We start from the raw sequence: 19,396 nt of genomic DNA, 5'->3' as shown, positions 1-19,396 counted from the left end.
CCGGCTGCGATGAAACGTCTGTCCCAATACTTTCTGCGGGGTCTGCTCGCCCTGCTGCCGATTGGCATCACGCTGTACCTGCTGACCGCGCTGGTGGTGTGGTCGGAGCAGCTCGCGCTGTCGCTGCTGCGCCCGGTGATCGGCGACTTCTATGTGCCCGGGCTGGGCCTGCTGCTGACCGCTGCGCTGGTGCTCGTGGTCGGCTTTCTGGTCTCGACACAAGCCACGGCCCGGCTGCTGGACTGGGTAGAGCTGCCCTTTACCAACCTGCCGGTGGTCAAGAGCATTTATGCCTCGCTCAAGACGTTTGCCGACTATTTTTCCCCGCAACGCCGCGAATCCGCGGCGCAGCAGGTCGTGATCCTGCGCCCCCCAGGCGCCGAATGGGAGGTGGTAGGCCTGGTCACGCGCCACCATCTGCAGGGGCTGCCGAGCGGCTTTCTGCCCGGCGACCGGGTGGCGGTGTACCTGCCCATGGGCTACATGATCGGGGGCTACACCCTGTTCGTGCCGCGCAGCTGGATCACTCCCATCGAGATGTCCGTCGAGGAGGCCATGCGCTCGGCGCTGATCGCCTGGATGACCAGCCCCGCCCGTACCGATGCCAACCCACCCGGGCGCCCCGCGCCTACCCATACCCCGCCTGCGCCATGAGCATTCGCAACCTCGATTTTCTGTTTTCACCGCGCCGGGTCGCGGTCTTTGGCGCCTCCGACCGCCCGGGGAGCGTCGGTGGCACCGTCTGGCGCAACCTGGCGCGTGGCTTCCAGGGGGTGCTCTTCGCCGTCAACCCGCGCCAGCCCGCGCTGGGTGTGCCCGTGGCGCGCGACCTAGACGACCTGCCCTGTGCGCCCGACCTGGCCGTCATCTGCACCCCGCCCGCCACCGTACCCGGGCTGATCGCGCGCCTGGGCGCGCGCGGCACGCGCGCCGCGGTGGTCGTGACCGCTGGCCTGGACGCGCGTCAGAAACAGGCCATGCTCGACGCCGCGCGCCGCCACACGCTGCGCATCCTGGGGCCCAACTGCATCGGTATGCTGGTGCCCCACCTTGGGCTCAACGCCAGCTTTGCGCATGCGGACGCTCAGCCGGGCCAGATTGCGTTCGTCTCGCAGTCGGGGGCGTTGGTGACGGCCGTACTCGACTGGGCCAACGACCGTGGCATCGGGTTTTCGCACTTCGTCTCGCTCGGTGAGCACGCGGACGTGGACTTCGGCGACATGCTCGACTACCTGGGCAGCGACGCGCGCACGCGCGCCATCCTGATGTACGTCGAGTCGATCACGGCGCCGCGCAAATTCATGTCGGCCGCGCGCGCCGCGGCGCGCAACAAGCCCGTCATCCTGGTCAAGGCCGGGCGCTCGGCGCAGGGCAGCCGCGCCGCGGCCTCGCACACGGGCGCGCTGGCCGGGTCGGATGACGTGTTCGACGCCGCCATCTCGCGCGCGGGCATGCTGCGCGTCAACACGTTGCATCAGTTGTTTCTGGCCGTGGAGCTGCTGGCGCGCTTCCGCGACAACCGCAGCGAGCGGCTGCTCATCTTGACCAACGGCGGTGGCGCGGGGGTGATGGCCGCCGACGCCGCCGCACACATGGGCGTGGAGCTCGCCACCCTGACCCCAGAAATGGTGGCGCGGCTCGACGCCGTGCTGCCCGGCAACTGGTCGCGCGCCAATCCGGTCGACATCATCGGCGACGCCCCTGCGCAGCGCTACGTGGATGCCCTGCGCATCCTGCGCGACGACCGCGACAGCGCCATTTTGTTCATCCAGGCCCCCACCGCCATCGTGCCCAGCGACGAGATCGCCCAAGCGGTGCTGCCGCTGGTGGCCGAGCGGCCGCCGCGCGTGCTGGGCTGCTGGTTGGGCCACGGCGCGGTGGCCGAGGCGCGGGCACGCTTTCGTGCCGCGGGTATCCCCGACTACCCCACGCCAGAAGAGGCGGTGCGCGCCTTTTCGTTCCTGCGCCAGTACCACCGGCACCAGGCAGAGCTGATGGAAACGCCGCCCGCGCTGCCTGCAGGGCTCGCGCTCGATCTGGAGGGCATTCGCCGCCTGGTGCGCCAAGCGCTGGACGACGGGCAGACCTGGCTCACGGAACCCCAGGCCAAGGAGCTGCTGCGCCTGGCGGGCATTCCCGTGCCCCCCATCCGCACGGTCGGCGCCGACCCGCAAGCGGCCGTCGATGCGGCCGAGGCGCTGGGCTACCCGGTCGTGCTCAAGATTCTGTCGGCCGACATCACGCACAAATCCGACGTGGGCGGCGTGCGGCTGGATCTGCACAACGCACAAGAAGTGCGCGAAGCCGCCGCCGCCATGCTGGCGCGCGTCGCGCAACGACGCCCCGATGCGCGCATCGACGGCTTTACCGTGCAGCCCATGGTGCGGCGCCGCGGCGCGCACGAGCTCATCGTCGGCGCCAGCATCGACCCGCTGTTTGGCCCCGTCATCCTGTTCGGGCAGGGTGGCACGGCGGTCGAGGTGGTGGCGGACCGGGCGCTGGCGCTGCCACCGCTGAACGTGGCGCTGGCCGAGTCGCTCATCGAGCGCACGCGCGTCGCTCGCCTGCTGCGCGGCTGGCGCGACGTGCCGCCGGCGCACCGCCCATCGATCCACACCGCGCTGCTGGCGGTCTCACAGTTGCTGGCCGACGTGCCCGAGATCGCGGAAATCGACATCAACCCGCTGCTCGTCGATGCCCAGGAGGCGATCGCCCTTGATGCGCGCGTGCGCGTCAGCCGCGACCGCCCTGGGGGCGCGGCGCACTTTGCCATCCGCCCCTACCCGCAGGAGCTGATCGAGACCCTCGACTGGCATGGCGAGACGCTGACGCTGCGCCCGATCCGCCCGGAGGACGAGGCACAGCACCTGGCCTTCCTGCAAAAGATGGATCCCGAGGACATCCGCCTGCGCATCTTCTACAGCCGCCGCAGCATCGAGCACAGCGAACTGGCGCGCCTGACACAAATCGACTACGACCGCGAGATGGCGTTCATCGCCACCCGCACCGGCCCCGACGGCCAACCGGAGACGATCGGCGTGGTGCGCGGCATCTGCGACCCGGACAACGAGACGGCCGAATACGGCATCCTGGTGCGCTCCGACCTCAAGGGCCGCGGGCTGGGGCGGCTGCTGATGGACAAACTCATCCGCTACCTGCGTGCGCACGGTACGCGCCGCATCGTGGGCACCGTGCTGCGCGAAAACAAAGGCATGCTGGCCTTGCTGGAAAAGCTGGGCTTCGCCATCACGCCCCACCCGGAAGACCCGGACCTGCGGCACGTCGAGCTGCCGCTGCAGCCCACGCACTGAACCCGCCGCGGCGCGTTCTTGCTACCGTGCCTCGACCGTTCGTCGGATTTTTGTTGCGGCGCAACAAAATGACTTGCGAATGTCACACAAATCCCTATACTTGGGCTCATGTTGCAGCGCAGCATGAACGGTCGGTGATCGAACCGGAACAGGGGAAACCACCAGGGAGGTTGCGCGCAATGGTCCTGTCGTCCATCCACCCATCCGCTCTCAAAGGAGTCTCACCATGATGACCGTCGAACAAATCCTCTCTCTGCACAAAAAGAACGTCGCCACCGCGTTCGATTTGGGTGAAAAAGCCCTGGCCGGTGTCGAAAAGCTCGCCGAGCTGAACCTGCAAACCGCCAAGACCCTGCTGGCTGAAAGCGCCGAGCACACCCAAGCCATGCTGTCCATCAAGGACATGCAAGACCTGGTCGCGCTGCAAAACGCGATGCTGCAGCCCATGGGCGAGAAGGCCGCGGCCTACAGCCGCCACCTGTATGACATCGCCTCCAGCCTGAGCGCCGAATTCGCCAAAGTGGCCGAAGGTCAGGCCGCCGAGGCGCAAAAGCAGTTCGTCAGCGCCCTCGACACAGCTGTCAAGAACGCCCCGCAGGGCACCGAGCCGGCCGTGGCCGCGATGAAAAACGCCGTCTCGACCGCCGCCGCTGCCATGGAGTCGGTGCAAAAAGCCGTCAAGCAAGCCACCGAGCTGGCCGAGGCCAACCTGAAGGCCGTCGCCACCACCGCGGTCAATGCCACCAAGGCCCCGCGCAGCACCGCTGCCAAGGCCTGAACGACCCCGTGCCGGCCTCCCGCACAGCGGGGGGCTTGACGCGACCGAGACACCCCGCCCCCCTAGGTGGCGGGGTGTCGCCTTTTGGGGGCCCCGCATAATCGGGGCTGTTCCCTTCACCCCCATTCGCCTCGAGGAGTTTTTGACATGGGTATCGACACCATCGGCATCATTGGCGCCGGCACCATGGGCAACGGCATCGCCCAGGTGTGCGCCACCAGCGGCCTGTCCGTCGTGATGGTCGACATCAGCGACGCCGCCGTGCAAAAGGGCTTGGCCACCATCCAGGGCAGCCTGGATCGCCTGCTCAAGAAAGAAAAGATTTCCGCTGCCGACAAAGACGCCGCCCTCGCGCGCATCCGCCCCTCGACGCGCTACGAAGACCTGCAGGGCGCGCAGCTCGTCGTGGAAGCCGCTACCGAAAACCTCGAACTCAAGATCAAGATCCTGCGCCAGCTCGACCAGCTGCTCGCGCCAGAGGTGATCGTGGCCACCAACACGAGCTCGATCAGCATCACGCAGCTGGCCGCTGTCACCGGCCGTGCCGAGCGCTTCATCGGCATGCACTTTTTCAACCCGGTGCCGGTGATGGCGCTGGTGGAGATCATCCGTGGCCTGCAAACCAGCGACGCCACGCACGATGCGGTACGCGAACTGGCGCTGCGCCTGGGCAAGACGCCCATCACGGTCAAGAACTCGCCCGGCTTCGTGGTCAACCGCATCCTGGTGCCGATGATCAACGAGGCCTTCTTCGTGCTGGCCGAGGGCCTGGCCAGCCCCGAGGACATCGACGCCGGCATGAAGCTGGGCTGCAACCACCCCATTGGCCCGCTGGCGCTGGCCGACATGATCGGGCTAGATGTCTGTCTGGCGGTGATGAACGTGTACTTCGCCGAGTTCAACGACAGCAAATACCGGCCCTGCCCGCTGCTCAAGGAAATGGTAGCCGCCGGCTACCTGGGTCGCAAGACCGGCCGCGGGGTCTACACCTACGCCTGAGCGGTCGGCGCAGGGGCATCGGAGACGAAGTGTCCCGACTTGCCCCCGCGCTTTTCGAGCAGGCGCACGTCAGTGATCGACATGCCGCGGTCGGCGGCCTTGCACATGTCGTAGATCGTCAGCAGGGCCACTTGCACCGCGGTCAGCGCCTCCATCTCCACCCCCGTCTGGCCCACGGTCTCGGCCGTGGCCTGCACGCGCACGGCGGGCCCCTCGGGCTCGAGGCCAAACTCGAGCGCCACCCGCGTCAGTGCGATCGGGTGGCACAAGGGAATCAAGTCGCTGGTACGCTTGGCGGCCATGATGCCCGCGATGCGCGCCACGCCCAGTACGTCGCCCTTCTTCGCGTGACCCTGCGCGATCAGCGCCAGCGTGCTGGGTAGCATGCGGATGCGCCCCTCGGCCACCGCCACGCGGTGGGTGGCGGCCTTGGCGCCCACATCCACCATGTGCGCTTGACCCTGGGGGTCGAAGTGTGTCAGCGGCGACGGTGCAACCGTCGAGTCGGCAATCGGGGCTTGGGACATGGCGAGCAGGGAATTCGAAACCGAGACGCGGCATCATACGAGGATGCGCCCCATGTTGCCCACTGGCTCTGACGCCGAACCGCTGCCCGGCCCGCGGCTGCGCCCAGCGTGCTGCCGCCGACGTGACTGGCTCGCCGCCGTGCTGCGCGGCGCCTTTGCCGGGGCCAGCGCGACGGCGCTGCTGCCGTGGCTGACGGCCGCAGGTGGCTCGGCGGCCCCTGGCGTCGCACACGCGCAGTCGCCCCTGCCCGCGCTGGGCGACGGCGGCGACATGACCCTGTCCGAAGAGCGTCGCCTGGGCGACCAGATTGCGCGCGCGATCTACCGCGACCCGGCCTACCTGGACGACGCGCCGCTGCACGACCATTTGCAGCGGCTTTGGCAACCCCTTTTTACCGCGGCCCGCCAGCGCGGCGAGCTGCCGGACGAGCTGGCCGAGCGCTACGCCTGGCGGCTGCTGCTGGCGCGCGACCGCACGGTCAACGCGTTTGCGCTGCCCGGAGGCTACCTGGGCATCCACCTCGGCCTCATCGGCGTAACGGGCAGCGCGGACGAGCTGGCCTCGGTGCTCGCGCACGAGCTCAGCCACGTCTCGCAGCGCCACATCGCACGGCTGCTGACGCGCCAGAGCCAGCAAGCCCCCTTGGTGCTGGCCGCCATGATTTTGGGGGCGCTGGCCGCCAGTGCCGCGCGCAATGCGGACATCGCCGGCGCCGCCATCGCCGGCGGACAAGCAGTGGCCGCACAGAGCCAGCTCAATTTCTCGCGCGACATGGAGCGCGAAGCCGACCGCATCGGGCTCGCCGTGCTGCAAGCCGCGGGCTTCGATGGGCAGGGCTTCCTCGGCATGTTCGACCGGCTGCAGCAGGCCGCGCGCCTCAACGACGACGGCAGTTTTCCGTACCTGCGCAGCCACCCCCTGACCACCGAGCGCATCGCCGATCTGCGCGCGCGCCTGCCCCTGCAGGCCCCGCCGGGCGCGCGGCCCGACGGCGCGAGTGGCATCTCCGCCACCGCGCACGCCTTCATGGCCGCGCGTGCCCGCGTGCTGGCCGACCCAACACCGGACCGGCTGCAGGCGCATGCCACGCTGCCCGCCGATATCCGCGAGCCAGACCGGCTGTACGCCGCGGTGCTGGCCCGCGCCTGGCGACGCGACAGCGTCGGCACCGTGCAAGCGCTGCCTGCCCTGCGCGCAGCAGCCGCCCGAGAAGCCGACGCCAAGCGCAGCGCCTCCCTCTTGGAGTTGGAAGTGCTGCTGATGCTGCACGACGATCCCCAACTGCCCGACGCCCAGCGCCGGGCGCTGCCCGAGCGGGTCGCCTGGGCGTTGGAAATGGGGCAACGGGCTGGCCTGCTGCTGGCCGCGCAGGCCGCGCCACGCGTCCCGGCTGACTTGCGCCAAGCGATCGACCGACGGTTGCAGGCGTGGTGTGTGCAGCACCCGCACGACGCCGGCGCATGGAGCGCCTGGGCGGCCGTCCTGCACGCGCAGGCGCAGCCGGTGCGCGCCACCCGCGCCGAGGGCGAGGCGCGCCTGGCATTGCTCGACCCTGCCGGCGCGCTGGACCGTTTCCGCGCTGCGCAGCGGCTGGCGCGCGAACAGGGCGCAACCGACCTGCTGGAGCTGTCGGTGCTGGACAGCCGCGCCCGGCATGCCGAAACCTTGCTGCGTGAGCAGTTGGCCGAAGCCACCCAACGCCGCTGACCCGACCGAGCCGCTAAGATCACGCCCCTCTTCCCCTCCGCACGAGTCGCATGGCAGGCATTCACATCACCGACATCGAGGCGGCGATCAACCACTGGCGCGCACGCCTCCCCTCCCCCGACGGCATCACGCTCGCGCCGCCGCTACGCGCGCTGGCCGAGGTCTACGCGCTGATGGTGTATTTCCACGAGGACGAGGCCGACGAACACACCATGCCGCGCGCGGCCTACGAGGCCTGGCGCGCCTGGTACGACACCACGCCCGACACTCCCTGCATCGCCATTTGCTCCACCAACCAAGGCGACGCGGTGTGCAAAGGCTGTGGCCGCACCCACGACGAGGTGACGCGCTGGCCCGAGATGACACCAGGCGAAAAGCGCGCCGTCTGGCGCCGCATCACCTTGGAGGATAGCGCCTGGCGCTTCAACGTCTATGCCGAGCGCGCGGTGGAAAACGCCGCTCAGACGCGGCGCGCGAGCCGCGACGCCAGCCCCGTGTAATCGGCAGGGGTCAGGGCCAGCAAGCGCTGCTTGTCCGCGTCGGGGATCTCCAGCGTCGCAATCAGCGCATGCAACGCCTCGGCCGTCACGCGCTGCCCGCGCGTGGCGGCCTTGAGCTTTTCGTAAGCGCCGGGCACGCCGTGCAGCCGCATGACGGTCTGGATCGGCTCGGCCAGCACCTCCCAGGCGTCATTCAAGTCGGCAGCCAGCGTCGGCGCATCGAGCTCGAGCTTGCCTAGCCCCGTCAGCAGCGACTGGTGCGCCAACACCGCATACCCTAGCGCCACGCCCATGTTGCGCAGCACGGTGGAGTCGGTCAGGTCGCGCTGCCAGCGGCTGATGGGCAGCTTGTCGGACAGATGGCGCAACAGCGCGTTGGCCAGCCCCAGGTTGCCCTCGGCATTTTCGAAGTCGATCGGGTTGACCTTGTGCGGCATGGTGCTCGAGCCGATCTCACCCGCCTTGAGCTTTTGCCGGAAGTAGCCCAGGCTGATGTAGCCCCAAATGTCGCGCGCCAAATCGATGAGGATGGTGTTACTGCGTGCCACCGCGTCGAACAGCTCGGCCATGTAGTCGTGCGGCTCGATCTGGATGCTGTAGGGCTGAAAGGCCAACCCCAGCCCGATCGGCGCCTCGGGCGGGGTATCGGGGCCCGGCGCCGGTGTCTCGACGACGCGGCGCGCAAACGCCTCCCAATCCACCTCGGGGCAGGCAGCCACGTGCGCGTTGTAGTTACCCACGGCCCCGTTCATCTTGGCCAGCAAGCGCACCTGGGCGATGCGCTCGCGCGCAGCTTGCAGGCGCACCACCACGTTGGCCAGCTCTTTGCCCACCGTGGTGGGGCTGGCGGTCTGGCCGTGCGTGCGGCTCAGCATCGGCTGCTCGGCCCAAGCGTGGGCAAACTCGCGCAGGCGGTCGATGATCGCGTCCAGCCCCTGCAGCAGCACGGCGCGGCCGGCTTGCAATTGCAGCGCATGGCTGGTGTTGTTGATGTCCTCGCTGGTGCAGGCAAAGTGCACGAACTCGCCCACCCGCTGCAGCTCGGGCCAGCCGGCAAACACCCCGGGCACCCCCAACTCGGCGTGGCCGCGGATCCAGTACTCGACCGCTTTGACGTCGTGGTTGGTGGTTTTTTCGATGACCTTGATGGCGGCGGCGTCGGCGGGAGAGAAGTCGCGCACCACGCGGCGCAGGTGCGCGCGCGCCGCAGGCGACAATGGCAGAAACTGCGGCAGCCCCAGGTCGCTCAGGCACTCGAACCACGTCAGCTCCACCTGCACGCGCCGGTGCATGAAGCCGTATTCGCTGAAAATCGGGCGCAGGGCGGCCAGCTTGGGCGCGTAGCGGCCATCCAGGGGCGACAGCGCCGTCAGCGCGGCGTGCCCTGCAAGTGAATCGTCAGGGTGGGCTTGCATAGTGGCCCGATTGTAGGCGCGCCCACTGCCACACCCTTGGCAGCGCACTCAGCAACCCGGTCGCCAAATCCCTACAATCGGCTCCCCACCCAGTGTCAACCCAACGACGTCATGAAGCTCAAACTCATCGGCAGCCTCACCAGCCCCTACGTGCGCAAGGTCCGCATCGTCATGGCCGAGAAAAAGCTCGACTGCCAGTTCGAGCTGGCCGACCCGTGGGCCCCGGACACCACGGTCACGGACGCCAATCCCCTGGGCAAGGTGCCGTGCCTGGTCATGGAAGGCGGCGAGGCGGTGTTCGACTCGCGCGTGATCGTCGAGTATCTGGATACTCTGTCGCCGGTGGGCAAGCTCATCCCCGCCACGGGGCGCGAGCGCGCCGAGGTCAAGACTTGGGAGGCCCTGGCTGACGGGTTGCTGGACGCTGCCATCACCGCGCGCATGGAGCAGGTCTGGCCGCAACGCGCCGACCACCAGCGCTGTCAGGCCTGGATCGACCGCCAGCTGGAGAAAATCCAGCGCGCACTCAAAGCCATGAGCCTGGGGCTGGGTGACCGCCCCCACTGCCACGGCATCCACTTGAGTCTGGCCGACATCGCCGTCGGCGTCGCACTGGGGTATCTGGACTTTCGCTTCCCCGCCATCGACTGGCGCAGCGCGTACCCCAACTTGGCACGCTTGCACGAAAAGCTGCAACAGCGGCCCAGTTTTGCGGACACGCTACCGCCGACTTAAGGTCAATAAAAAGGTACCGCGAAGCACCCGCCGAGCCAACAGGAGGAGGAGGGAGGAGGAGAACCGCCTCGGCAGGCTGTCCAGCCAGTCCGGGCAACCACCAGACCGACCGGGCTTCGCGGTACGTGCAACTCTGCCACCAACCACTGCTGTGAATGGCACAGGGGCCAAAAAGTTCCCTTCAGCCCTGCGGCAGCCACAACTCGGCGCGCAACCCACCGAGTTCTGACTCCAGCAGACGAAGCTCTCCGCCATAGAGCGCAGCCGTCTCGCGCACGATATCCAGGCCGAGTCCGCTGCCGGGTACACGCTCATCGGCCCGTATCCCGCGGGCCAGCACCGCCTCGCGCAGCTCAGGCGCGATGCCTGGCCCGTCGTCCTCGATCGCGAGCACGATCCGCCCACCATCACCCTGCACCGAGATCCGCACGGCTCGCCGGGCCCATTTGCACGCGTTGTCCATGAGGTTGCCGGCCATTTCTTGCAGATCCTGGGTCTCACCCGCAAAGTAGACGGGCGGCTGCGGCCATCGCAGCTCCCATCGCACCGGCGGCTCCCCCTCACGGCGGGCATGAACCTTATCCATCACCCTCAACAACCCCTGTAGCACCGGCACGACCGCCGTGCGCCGCGCAGCCCCGGCGGCCCCGGCCGCTCGGGCACGGCGCAGGTGCCAGTCCACCTGGTCGCGCACCGCCTGCACCTGCTCTTGCCATTGGCGACGCGCGTCCTCGCCGGGCCAGGTGGCCTCTTCCGCCAACGCCACCATGGCCGCTAGCGGCGTTTTGATGGCATGCGCCAGATTCCCGGTCAGACGCCGGGCTCGCTCCACCACCTGTTCGTCGTAGGCAAGGGTGCGGTTGAAATCCTGCACCAAGGGCAGCACCTCGGTCGGGAAGGAACCCTCCAGGCGTGTGACTTGTCCCTGGTGCACCCGCTGCAGCGCGGCCTGCAAGGCACGCAGGGGTTTCAGGCCTATGTTCACCTGTATCCCGAGCGCAGCCATCAACACCGCACCAACCACGCCGAGCGCCAACGCCAGGCTTTCGCGAAACGCGTCCATCGCGTCCAGCAGCTCGCGCTGATCCGCGGCCACGGCCACCCGCCAGCGACCCCCGGTATCCGACCATTGAACGGTGCGCTCCATGACGCGCAACGCCTGCCCTCCCGGGCCAACCAGATCGTGCCAGTGCACCGTGCCATCGGCCAACTCGTCAACGGGAAGCGACAGCCGCTCGTCCCACAGCGAGCGCGACCGCAACCACGGCTCCGGCTGCACGTCGCCGGCGCGCTGCACCTGAAAATACAACCCGCCGTACTGACGGGACCAGCGCGGATCGGCCAATTTCCCATCCAACTGTGGCGAGCCGGCCTCGTCGGGATGTAACGAAGCCAGGACGTCGATCCAGTGATCCTGCAGCCTGGCCTCGAACTGTGCGCGCACATGACGCTCGAACAGATGGACCACGACCCAGCCCGCCGACGCCAGCGTCAGCCCCAACACCAGCAGCGACAGCAGCCACAGGCGCCAACGCAAGGACCGCAGCACACCGCCCCCGTCAATCGCGGACGGCGCGCGGCGCGGATACCGCCGTCGCGGTGGTATCGATCAAACGGTACCCCACGCCCCGCACCGTTTCGATGGCACCCGGCGGCAGCTTACGCCGCAGCCGCGCCACGAATACCTCAATCGTGTTGGAGTCCGGCTCCTCATCCCCGCCGTACAAACTCTCGAGCAACACGGCACGCGAAACGACCTGAGAAGCACGCAACATCAGTTGCTCCAGCACCCGCCATTCCTGCACCGTCAGCGGCAACGGGTCATCGCCGATGTAGGCCCGGTGGTGGCGCGTGTCGAGGGTCACCCGACCGCAGCGCAAAATGGGGCTGGACACCCCATTGGACCTGCGAATCAGGGCACGCAGCCGGGCCAGCAACTCCTCGGTGTGGAATGGCTTGACCAAATAGTCATCGGCCCCTGCATCGATACCGGCCACCTTGTCATGCCACGAGTCACGGGCGGTCAAAATCAGCACGGGCGCGCCCACCCCTTCGTGGCGCCAACGCTGCAGCACGGTCAGCCCGTCGAGCTGCGGCAACCCCAAGTCCAGCACGATGACGTCATAACGCTCGACGCCACCCTGAAACCACGCCGTCTTGCCATCGGCCACCCAATCGACGCGCATGCGCGCTTGCTCGAGCGCACGACGCAGCCGATCGGCAAGCACGGGATCGTCCTCGACCAACAAGACCCTCATCGCCGCCTCTTTTGAGCCTTTTCCTTGAGTAGAACCAGCTGTCCGTCGCGCGCATCGACATGGTACTCGTGCAAACGCCCGTCGACCCGCAGCACCTTGAACTCGTAGACCCAGCGGCCATCTTCGCGCTCGAGCTCGATTTCGATGATCTCACCGTCCAGTCGCGGCTGGACCCGGACCAAGATCACATGCAAAGGCAGGATCTCCCCCGCCAACATGGCGCGGCGGGCGCGTTCGTGGTCCGGGCCATCGCTCGCCTGCACCGCCGACATGGTGCAGCCGACCAGGGTGACCGCCAGCAGCCCTGCCCTGCATCGCGAAGCAGACAGACGCAACGCACGGTAGTCGTGGAACCGAATCATGCGTCGATGGTACCGGTATCGCCTGAACGAGACCTGAATCTTGGATCGACATCGACTTCAGCCCACGTTCATGTGGTGACGCGCAAACTTCGCGGCGTGGGCCATGGCTCACCTTCCGTACCCAACCTGTATCAAGGAGCTTTGATCATGCGAACCGTCACGATGCTCATGACGACCGTCCTGCTGGGATTTGCCAGCACCGCCTTCGCTGGCCCCAAGTGCAGCGCCCCCAAGGACCAATGGATGAAGGAAAGCGATTTTCGCGCCATGGTTGAAAAAAAGGGCTATCAGATCAATAAGTTCAAAGTCAGTTCTGGCCAGTGTTATGAAATCTATGGCCGGGATGCCAACGGCAAAAAGGTCGAAATCTATTTCGACCCGGCCACCGGCAATGAAGTGAAGCGCAAAGATTGATCCGGCACGGAGGGCTCATCATGCAACGACCTGCCACCGTCTACGTCTGGGACCCCTTCGTTCGCCTCTTTCACTGGTCACTGGTGACCGCCGTGGTGCTCAACCAGTTCGTTTGGGAGGAAGGCGACACCGCCCACGAGTGGACCGGCTACACCGCGGCGTTGTTGGTGGCCCTCCGGCTGCTGTGGGGTCTGATTGGCACTCGCCATGCTCGGTTTTCTGACTGGTGGCCCACCCCTAGCCGCCTGCGCGCGCACGCGCAAGGACTGCTGACCGGGCACCCGGAGGAGTCCGTGGGGCACAACCCCCTAGGCGCACTCATGATGCTGACGCTCATGGCACTCGTGCTGGCGCTGGCGCTGACGGGCTGGCTGCAGACCGTGAACGCCTTCGAGGACGCGGCAGAGTGGGCAGAGGAGCTGCACGAGGCGCTGGCAAATGCACTGCTGGCGCTGGCGGCGGTTCACGCGTTGGCCGCCGTCATCATCGGACGGTGGCAACGTGTAACCCTGGTGCGCGCCATGGTCACGGGCTTCAAGCGCTTTTATTGACGCGGTGCGTGCGAGCGCCCGCCTCGTACCAACCCTTGGTGCGGTTGACCAACGCCACCACCGCCAGCATGACGGGCACCTCGATCAGCACACCGACCACGGTGGCCAGCGCCGCGCCGGAGTCGAAGCCGAACAAGCTGATGGCCGCGGCCACCGCCAGCTCGAAGAAATTGGACGCGCCGATCAGCGCCGAGGGACACGCCACCGCGTGTGACTCGCCCACCACCCGGTTGAGCCAGTAAGCCAGCGAAGCGTTCAGCGCGACCTGGATCAGGATCGGAACGGCCAGCAACGCGATGACTAATGGCTGGCGCAGGATCTGTTCGCCCTGAAAGGCAAACAGCAGCACCAACGTCAGCAGCAGCGCCGCGATCGACCACGGGCCGATGCGCTGCAACGTGCGCTCCAACGCCTGGGGTCCACGCGCCAGCAACCGCCGGCGCCACACCTGCGCCACGATGACGGGGATGACGATATACAGCCCCACCGACACCAACAGGGTCTGCCACGGCACGGTGATGGCCGACAGGCCGAGCAGAAACGCCACGATGGGGGCAAACGCGACCACCATGATGGCGTCGTTGAGCGCCACCTGGGTCAGGGTGAACAACGGGTCGCCGTTGCTCAGGCGACTCCAGACGAACACCATGGCCGTGCAGGGCGCGGCAGCCAGCAGAATCAACCCCGCCACGTAGCCGTCGATCTGATCCGCCGGCAGCCAGGGGGCAAAGAGCTCGCGCACGAACAGCCACGCCAGCAGCGCCATCGAAAACGGCTTGACCATCCAGTTGACGAACAGCGTCACGCCAATGCCGCGCGCGTGCTGGCGCACCTGGGCCAGCGCGCCGAAATCGACCTTGAGCAGCATGGGAATGATCATCACCCAGATGAGGACGCCCACCGGCAGATTGACCTGCGCCACCTCCAGCCGCGCGACGGCCTGAAACACGCCCGGCAACCATTGCCCCAACGCAATGCCCACCACGATGCACAGCGCCACCCAGACCGTGAGATAGCGCTCGAACACGCTCATCGGCGCGCCAGCGGCACGCTTGGCCGTCACCTCGCACTGGGCGCTCATGGCTGGCTCCTGTCGGTGGCGTGCGAGGCCTCGTCGTCGGCCACCTGCTGCGCCCAGCGTTGCAAGGCCTCAGCTCCCTGCCCCCACGGCCAACCCTGCAACAGCCGCTGCAGCCGCTGCGACAGGCGGTCGCGCACCGCGCGAAACGCCTGCAGCTTGACGGCATCCGGCGCATCACCCGCCGACGGATCAGGGTAGCCCCAGTGCACGCGCGCCGGGTGCCCGGGCCATACCGGGCAGACCTCGCCCGCGGCACTGTCGCACACGGTGATGATGAGGTCCATCACCGGCGCACCGGGGGCCGCGAACGCATCCCAGCGCTTGCTCGACAGGCCGTCGGTGGGCACGCCGCGCTCGGCCAGCACCTGCAGCGCCAGCGGGTGGGGCTGCTGCCCGGGACGCGGGCTGCTGCCCGCGGAGTAGGCGCGCACGCGGCCATCGGCGAGATGGTTGAGCAGCGCCTCGGCCAGGATACTGCGCGCCGAGTTGTGGGTACACAAAAAGAGTACGTTGGCGCAATGATTCATCACTCCCCCCTGTCAACACAACAGCTGGTCGACGGGGCATGGCCCACGGGCGGGGTCGCACAGCACGCCGCCGCAGGCTCGCACGCCGCTTCGCGAAACACTGGAATATTCTCCAGGGTGTGGAAATGCTCCCACGCCACACCCTGCGGATCGGTCACCCAGTGCTTTTGACTGCGCGCGTAGCAACAAGTGGTCTCTCCCTCATCTAGCAAGGCCATTTCGGCCGCACGTGCACGGGCTTTCAGGGCATCCAATTCCGACGCGTCGTCGACCTGCAGGCCCAGATGATCGACCCCAGGTGACGCCCCTCGGGTGGAAATGGCGAAATTCAGCCGCGGGTCTTCGATCACCCACTTGGCATAATCGCGCTCGACCCGTGCCGGCTGAGCATCAAACAGTTTCGAGTAAAAGGCAATGCTCTCGTCGAGATCCTTGACGTGCAGGTGAACGTGGAACCGTTTCATGTGTTTCTCCGATCAAACGGGGGTCGAGGAAGGAAGATCAGTCACCGCACAGCGCCGAGACGGGCACCGCTGGACAGACGCCGCCCGCACAGCAGTTCTCTGTGAGATAGGCGAGCACATCTCGCATGGTGTCGAATGCCGCCCGGTAAATCAGGTGGCGCCCGCGGCGCTCCTGCGTCACCAAACCAGCATGCAACAGCTCCTTGAGGTGAAATGACAGGGCACTCGGCGAGACCTCCAGCGCTTGCGCCAGGGTTCCGGGTGTCACCCCCTCGGGACCAGCGACCACCAGTGCGCGAAAGAGGCGCAAGCGGACCGGCTGGGCCAAAGCCATCAACGCCTGCAGCACTTGAGTTTCCGTCAACATATTTCAGTGATACATTATTTATCGAAATATTGTATAGAAAAAGTTGCCATCGCTCTGGACACAGCCCGAACGGGCGCACCTGCAGCCGGCGTTTTCAACGCGTGCGCGCCTGCCGCACCGCATGTTCCCACTCGGCCATGCGCGCGGCGGCCTGCCCGCGATCCATCATGGGCTCGAACACCCGCTCCGCCCGCCACAGGGCGGTCAGATCGTCCAGCCCCGTATACACCCCGGCCTGCAACCCGGCCAGATAGGCCGCGCCCAGCGCCGTGGTCTCGATCACGGCGGGCCGCACCACCGGAATGCCCAACAAATCGGCCTGAAACTGCATCAGCAGATCATTGGCCGCAGCCCCGCCGTCGACACGCAGCTCCGCCAAGGGCCGGCCACCGCTGTCGATCGCATCCTGACTCATTGCCTGCAGCAGCGCCGCACTTTGAAAAGCAATGCTCTCCAGCGCCGCGCGCGCGATGTGCGCCATGGTGGTGCCGCGCGTCAGCCCGGTGATGATGCCGCGGCAGTCCGGATCCCAGTACGGCGCGCCCAGGCCCGTGAACGCCGGCACCAGCACCACGCCACCGGCATCGGGCACGCTCTCGGCCAGCGCCTGCACCTCGCGGCTGGCGCGGATGGCGTGCAGGCCATCGCGCAGCCACTGCACCACCGCGCCGCCGATGAAGACGCTGCCCTCCAGCGCGTACTGTGCTGGCCCGGCCAACTGCGCCGCTGCCGTCGTAATGAGGCCGTGGCGGCTCGCATGAAAGCGCGTGCCATTGTGCATCAGCATGAAACAGCCGGTGCCGTAGGTGTTCTTGGCCATACCCGGCCCGAAGCAGGCCTGCCCAAACAAGGCGCTTTGCTGGTCGCCAGCGACCCCGCCGATGCGCACCGGACCGCCCAGCCACTGCGGGTGCACCTCGCCAAACTCCGCGCTCGACGGCAACACGCGCGGCAGCATCGCCACAGGAATGTCCAGCGCTGCCAGCAGCTCATCGTCCCAGCGTTGCGTGTGCACGTTGAACAGCATCGTGCGCGAGGCATTGCTGACATCGGTCACATGCGCCGCGCCACCGGTGAGCTGCCAGATCAGCCAGGTATCGACGGTGCCAAAAGCCAGCTCTCCGGCTTCGGCCTGCGCGCGCGCACCCGGCACGTGCGTCAGGATCCACTGCAGCTTGGTCGCCGAGAAATACGCATCGATGCGCAGGCCCGTCTTGTGCAGGATGGTGTCGGCCAGCCCACGTTCGCGCAGCGCGGCGCACAGCGGCTCGGAGCGGCGATCCTGCCAGACGATGGCGTTGGTCACCGGCTCGCCCGTGCGGCGGTTCCACACCACCGTCGTCTCGCGCTGGTTGGTGATGCCCACCGCGCGGATGTCGCCAGCCGTCAACCCCGCGCGCGCCAGGGCCTCGCGCGCCGTCTCCAGCTGCGTCGTCCACAGGTCGCGCGGGTCGTGCTCCACCCACCCGGGCTGCGGGTAGATCTGGCGAAACTCACGCTGGGCCATCGCCACCACCCGGCCCGCTGGGTCGAACACGATACTGCGCGAACTGGAAGTGCCCTGGTCCAGGGCCAGCAGGTAGCTCATCGAAACGTCCCTCGCTCCGCGATGGTGCCCAACGGCGGCAGCCATGGGTCACACGCTCGGTCGGCGTCATCGTAACGCCCGACACGCATCAGCGCCAACCTGATCGATGATATCGGTACACAAACGAACAGTTTCGAACGATAAAATATCAGGAACACGCAATTCCAGCCCTAACGACCCCTCACCATGACCCGCACACAACGACTCCAAACGCTGCTCCAAGGGTCCCCCTACGACCTCGTGGTCATCGGCGGCGGGGCCACGGGCCTCGGCGTCGCGCTCGATGCAGCGTTGCGCGGCTTTCGCGTGGCGCTGTTGGAGTCGCACGACTTTGCCAGCGGCACCTCGTCGCGCTCGACCAAGCTGCTGCACGGAGGGGTGCGCTACTTGGCACAGGGCGACCTTCGCCTGGTGCGCGAGGCGTTGACCGAGCGCGCCACCGTGTTGCGCAACGCCCCGCACCTGGCACACGCGCTGTCGTTCGTCATGCCCGCTTACCGATGGTGGGAGGTGCCGTTCTACGGCATGGGGCTCAAAATCTATGACCGGCTGGCGGGTCGCGCCAGCCTCGGGCGCACCGAGTGGCTCTCGCGCGACGAGACCCTGGCCGCGCTGCCGGGCATTCGCGCCAGCGGCCTGGCGGGAGGCGTGCGGTACTGGGACGCGCAGTTCGACGACGCCCGGCTTGCGCTGGCGCTGGCGCGCAGTGCCGAAGCGGTCGGCGCCGTGGTGGTCAATTACACCCCCGCGGGTCAGATTCGGCGCGACGCAGGCCGCGAAACGGCACCCTTCGAGGTGACGCTACTCGACGCCCGCAGCGGCACACCCCACCAGGTCTACGCACGCTGCGTTGTCAACGCCACCGGGGTGTGGGTTGATCAAGTGCGCGCCAGCGCGGCCGAAGGCGCGCGCGTGGAGCGCATGGTGACCCCGAGCCAAGGTGTACACGTGGTGGTCGACCGCACGCACCTGCCGGGCGAACAAGCGCTGCTGATCCCACGCACGCGCGATGAGCGCGTGCTGTTCGCGGTACCGTGGTTGGGCAAGCTCATTCTGGGCACCACCGACACGCCACGCGAGGATCTGCCGCGCGAGCCCGAGGCGTTCGATCACGAGCTGGCGTTCATCTTGAACGAGGCCAGCCAGGTATTGGGGCGCCCGGTTGGACCGGCGGATATCCGCAGTGTGTGGGTGGGGCTGCGTCCACTCGTCGCGCCGCCGTCGAGCGGGCCACGCGACACCAAAACGCTCTCACGTGAGCACACCATCGTCACCGACCCCAACGGCCTGGTAAGCGTGACCGGCGGCAAATGGACCACCTACCGGGTCATGGCGCAGGATGTGCTGGCGCACTGCTTTGAACACGGGCTGCTGCCCCTGCGCCCCGGCGGCCTCACCGCAGATCACCGTCTGTGCGGCGCCCCCGACCCCAACGTTGCTGCCGTGCCGCTGCATGCGCCGCCGGGCTTGCACCTCTACGGCACCGAGGCCGCGCGCGTGCGGCAGCTCCCGGGTGCCGACCGGGTGCTCGGCTTGGGACTGACCGAAGCCATGGTGCGCCACGCGGTACGGCACGAGTACGCGCAAACGGTCGAAGACGTGCTCGCGCGCCGCTGGCGCGCCCTATTCCTGGACGCTGCCCAGGCCGCCGCCATGGCACCGGCCGTCGCCGCCATCTTGCGCGAGGAAGGCATCGCGGACCCCGAAATGGAGGCATTCATCCAGCTCTGCCACGCCTACCTCCCCGCACTGCACACCGGGGACAAGCGCGCGCAAACACGCCACACCGCTCAACCCTCGATCTGAATATG

General features: G+C 67.6%; 20 protein-coding genes. 10 read left to right on the top strand and 10 right to left on the bottom strand.

Features of this window, described 5'->3' with window-relative positions:
- The first annotated feature begins 9 nt into the window (after positions 1-9).
- From ACPP3B_RS07505 to ACPP3B_RS07490, 4 genes are all read left to right on the top strand, one after another.
- Positions 10-654 (top strand): DUF502 domain-containing protein, encoded by a 645-nt coding sequence (locus ACPP3B_RS07505; protein WP_299022220.1) that lies wholly within the window; start codon positions 10-12, stop codon positions 652-654.
- Entirely contained in the window at positions 651-3,311 is a 2,661-nt protein-coding gene (locus ACPP3B_RS07500; protein WP_424858611.1) for a bifunctional acetate--CoA ligase family protein/GNAT family N-acetyltransferase, read from the top strand. The genes ACPP3B_RS07505 and ACPP3B_RS07500 overlap by 4 nt, the downstream gene beginning before the upstream one ends.
- Positions 3,312-3,537: 226 nt before the next feature.
- Positions 3,538-4,089 (top strand): phasin family protein, encoded by a 552-nt coding sequence (locus tag ACPP3B_RS07495; RefSeq protein WP_299022226.1) that lies wholly within the window; start codon positions 3,538-3,540, stop codon positions 4,087-4,089.
- Between the two features lie 147 nt (positions 4,090-4,236).
- Complete coding sequence (locus ACPP3B_RS07490; RefSeq protein ID WP_424858610.1) at positions 4,237-5,088, top strand: 3-hydroxybutyryl-CoA dehydrogenase; 852 nt, start codon at positions 4,237-4,239, stop codon at positions 5,086-5,088.
- Here the strand turns inward: ACPP3B_RS07490 and moaC are convergent.
- Positions 5,079-5,615 carry a cyclic pyranopterin monophosphate synthase MoaC gene (moaC, locus tag ACPP3B_RS07485; RefSeq protein WP_299019100.1) on the bottom strand — a complete coding sequence of 179 codons (537 nt, stop codon included), beginning with the start codon at positions 5,613-5,615 and terminating at the stop codon, positions 5,079-5,081. The genes ACPP3B_RS07490 and moaC overlap by 10 nt on opposite strands.
- A gap of 52 nt (positions 5,616-5,667) precedes the next feature.
- On the opposite strand from moaC, the gene ACPP3B_RS07480 reads away from it, so the two are divergent.
- The gene (locus tag ACPP3B_RS07480; RefSeq protein ID WP_299019102.1) at positions 5,668-7,323 is read left to right on the top strand and encodes a M48 family metalloprotease; all 1,656 of its coding nucleotides are present in this window, start codon (positions 5,668-5,670) and stop codon (positions 7,321-7,323) included.
- A gap of 50 nt (positions 7,324-7,373) precedes the next feature.
- Positions 7,374-7,823 (top strand): DUF3717 domain-containing protein, encoded by a 450-nt coding sequence (locus ACPP3B_RS07475; RefSeq protein WP_299019105.1) that lies wholly within the window; start codon positions 7,374-7,376, stop codon positions 7,821-7,823.
- Here ACPP3B_RS07475 and purB read toward each other — a convergent pair.
- Complete coding sequence (gene purB, locus ACPP3B_RS07470; RefSeq protein WP_424858609.1) at positions 7,784-9,238, bottom strand: adenylosuccinate lyase; 1,455 nt, start codon at positions 9,236-9,238, stop codon at positions 7,784-7,786. The genes ACPP3B_RS07475 and purB overlap by 40 nt on opposite strands.
- Positions 9,239-9,349: 111 nt before the next feature.
- On the opposite strand from purB, the gene ACPP3B_RS07465 reads away from it, so the two are divergent.
- Positions 9,350-9,973, top strand: coding sequence for a glutathione S-transferase N-terminal domain-containing protein (locus tag ACPP3B_RS07465; RefSeq protein WP_314227583.1), 624 nt, complete (start codon positions 9,350-9,352; stop codon positions 9,971-9,973).
- Between the two features lie 181 nt (positions 9,974-10,154).
- Here ACPP3B_RS07465 and ACPP3B_RS07460 read toward each other — a convergent pair whose 3' ends face one another.
- Genes ACPP3B_RS07460 through ACPP3B_RS07450 form a run of 3 tightly spaced genes read right to left on the bottom strand, consistent with a single transcriptional unit; the run spans position 10,155 to position 12,593 of the window.
- The gene (locus ACPP3B_RS07460) at positions 10,155-11,522 is read right to left on the bottom strand and encodes a sensor histidine kinase (RefSeq protein ID WP_424858608.1); all 1,368 of its coding nucleotides are present in this window, start codon (positions 11,520-11,522) and stop codon (positions 10,155-10,157) included.
- A 10-nt stretch (positions 11,523-11,532) separates the two neighbouring features.
- Positions 11,533-12,231 (bottom strand): response regulator, encoded by a 699-nt coding sequence (locus ACPP3B_RS07455; RefSeq protein WP_299019112.1) that lies wholly within the window; start codon positions 12,229-12,231, stop codon positions 11,533-11,535.
- The gene (locus ACPP3B_RS07450; protein ID WP_424858607.1) at positions 12,228-12,593 is read right to left on the bottom strand and encodes a PepSY domain-containing protein; all 366 of its coding nucleotides are present in this window, start codon (positions 12,591-12,593) and stop codon (positions 12,228-12,230) included. The genes ACPP3B_RS07455 and ACPP3B_RS07450 overlap by 4 nt, the downstream gene beginning before the upstream one ends.
- A 147-nt stretch (positions 12,594-12,740) precedes the next feature.
- Between ACPP3B_RS07450 and ACPP3B_RS07445 the strand changes: the two genes are divergently transcribed.
- Together ACPP3B_RS07445 and ACPP3B_RS07440 are read left to right on the top strand one after the other, a co-directional pair.
- The gene (locus ACPP3B_RS07445; RefSeq protein WP_299019116.1) at positions 12,741-13,007 is read left to right on the top strand and encodes a PepSY domain-containing protein; all 267 of its coding nucleotides are present in this window, start codon (positions 12,741-12,743) and stop codon (positions 13,005-13,007) included.
- A gap of 20 nt (positions 13,008-13,027) precedes the next feature.
- Positions 13,028-13,558 (top strand): cytochrome b/b6 domain-containing protein, encoded by a 531-nt coding sequence (locus ACPP3B_RS07440; RefSeq protein ID WP_299019117.1) that lies wholly within the window; start codon positions 13,028-13,030, stop codon positions 13,556-13,558.
- Here ACPP3B_RS07440 and arsB read toward each other — a convergent pair.
- The 5 genes from arsB to glpK all read right to left on the bottom strand — a co-directional run bounded on the left by arsB (position 13,542) and on the right by glpK (position 17,585).
- The gene (arsB, locus tag ACPP3B_RS07435) at positions 13,542-14,639 is read right to left on the bottom strand and encodes an ACR3 family arsenite efflux transporter (RefSeq protein WP_299019119.1); all 1,098 of its coding nucleotides are present in this window, start codon (positions 14,637-14,639) and stop codon (positions 13,542-13,544) included. The two genes, ACPP3B_RS07440 and arsB, sit on opposite strands and share 17 nt — an antisense overlap.
- A complete protein-coding gene (locus tag ACPP3B_RS07430) occupies positions 14,636-15,166 on the bottom strand; it encodes an arsenate reductase ArsC (protein ID WP_299019122.1) in 531 nt (176 codons plus the stop codon). The genes arsB and ACPP3B_RS07430 overlap by 4 nt, the downstream gene beginning before the upstream one ends.
- The gene (locus ACPP3B_RS07425) at positions 15,166-15,630 is read right to left on the bottom strand and encodes an ArsI/CadI family heavy metal resistance metalloenzyme (protein ID WP_299019124.1); all 465 of its coding nucleotides are present in this window, start codon (positions 15,628-15,630) and stop codon (positions 15,166-15,168) included. The genes ACPP3B_RS07430 and ACPP3B_RS07425 overlap by 1 nt, the downstream gene beginning before the upstream one ends.
- Positions 15,631-15,667: 37 nt before the next feature.
- Positions 15,668-15,997: an ArsR/SmtB family transcription factor gene (locus ACPP3B_RS07420; RefSeq protein ID WP_424858606.1), complete on the bottom strand. Its 330-nt coding sequence runs from the start codon at positions 15,995-15,997 to the stop codon at positions 15,668-15,670.
- Positions 15,998-16,091: 94 nt separating this feature from the next.
- Positions 16,092-17,585: a glycerol kinase GlpK gene (gene glpK / locus ACPP3B_RS07415; protein ID WP_299019126.1), complete on the bottom strand. Its 1,494-nt coding sequence runs from the start codon at positions 17,583-17,585 to the stop codon at positions 16,092-16,094.
- A gap of 186 nt (positions 17,586-17,771) precedes the next feature.
- Between glpK and ACPP3B_RS07410 the strand changes: the two genes are divergently transcribed.
- Positions 17,772-19,391: an FAD-dependent oxidoreductase gene (locus ACPP3B_RS07410; RefSeq protein WP_424858605.1), complete on the top strand. Its 1,620-nt coding sequence runs from the start codon at positions 17,772-17,774 to the stop codon at positions 19,389-19,391.
- Positions 19,392-19,396: the final 5 nt, after the last annotated feature.

The organism is Tepidimonas sp. HKU77, assembly GCF_049728535.1.
Taxonomy (GTDB): Bacteria; Pseudomonadota; Gammaproteobacteria; order Burkholderiales; family Burkholderiaceae_C; genus Tepidimonas.
Note: the sequence above shows the minus strand (reverse complement) of the source record. Positions and strands in the feature narration are given on the sequence as shown.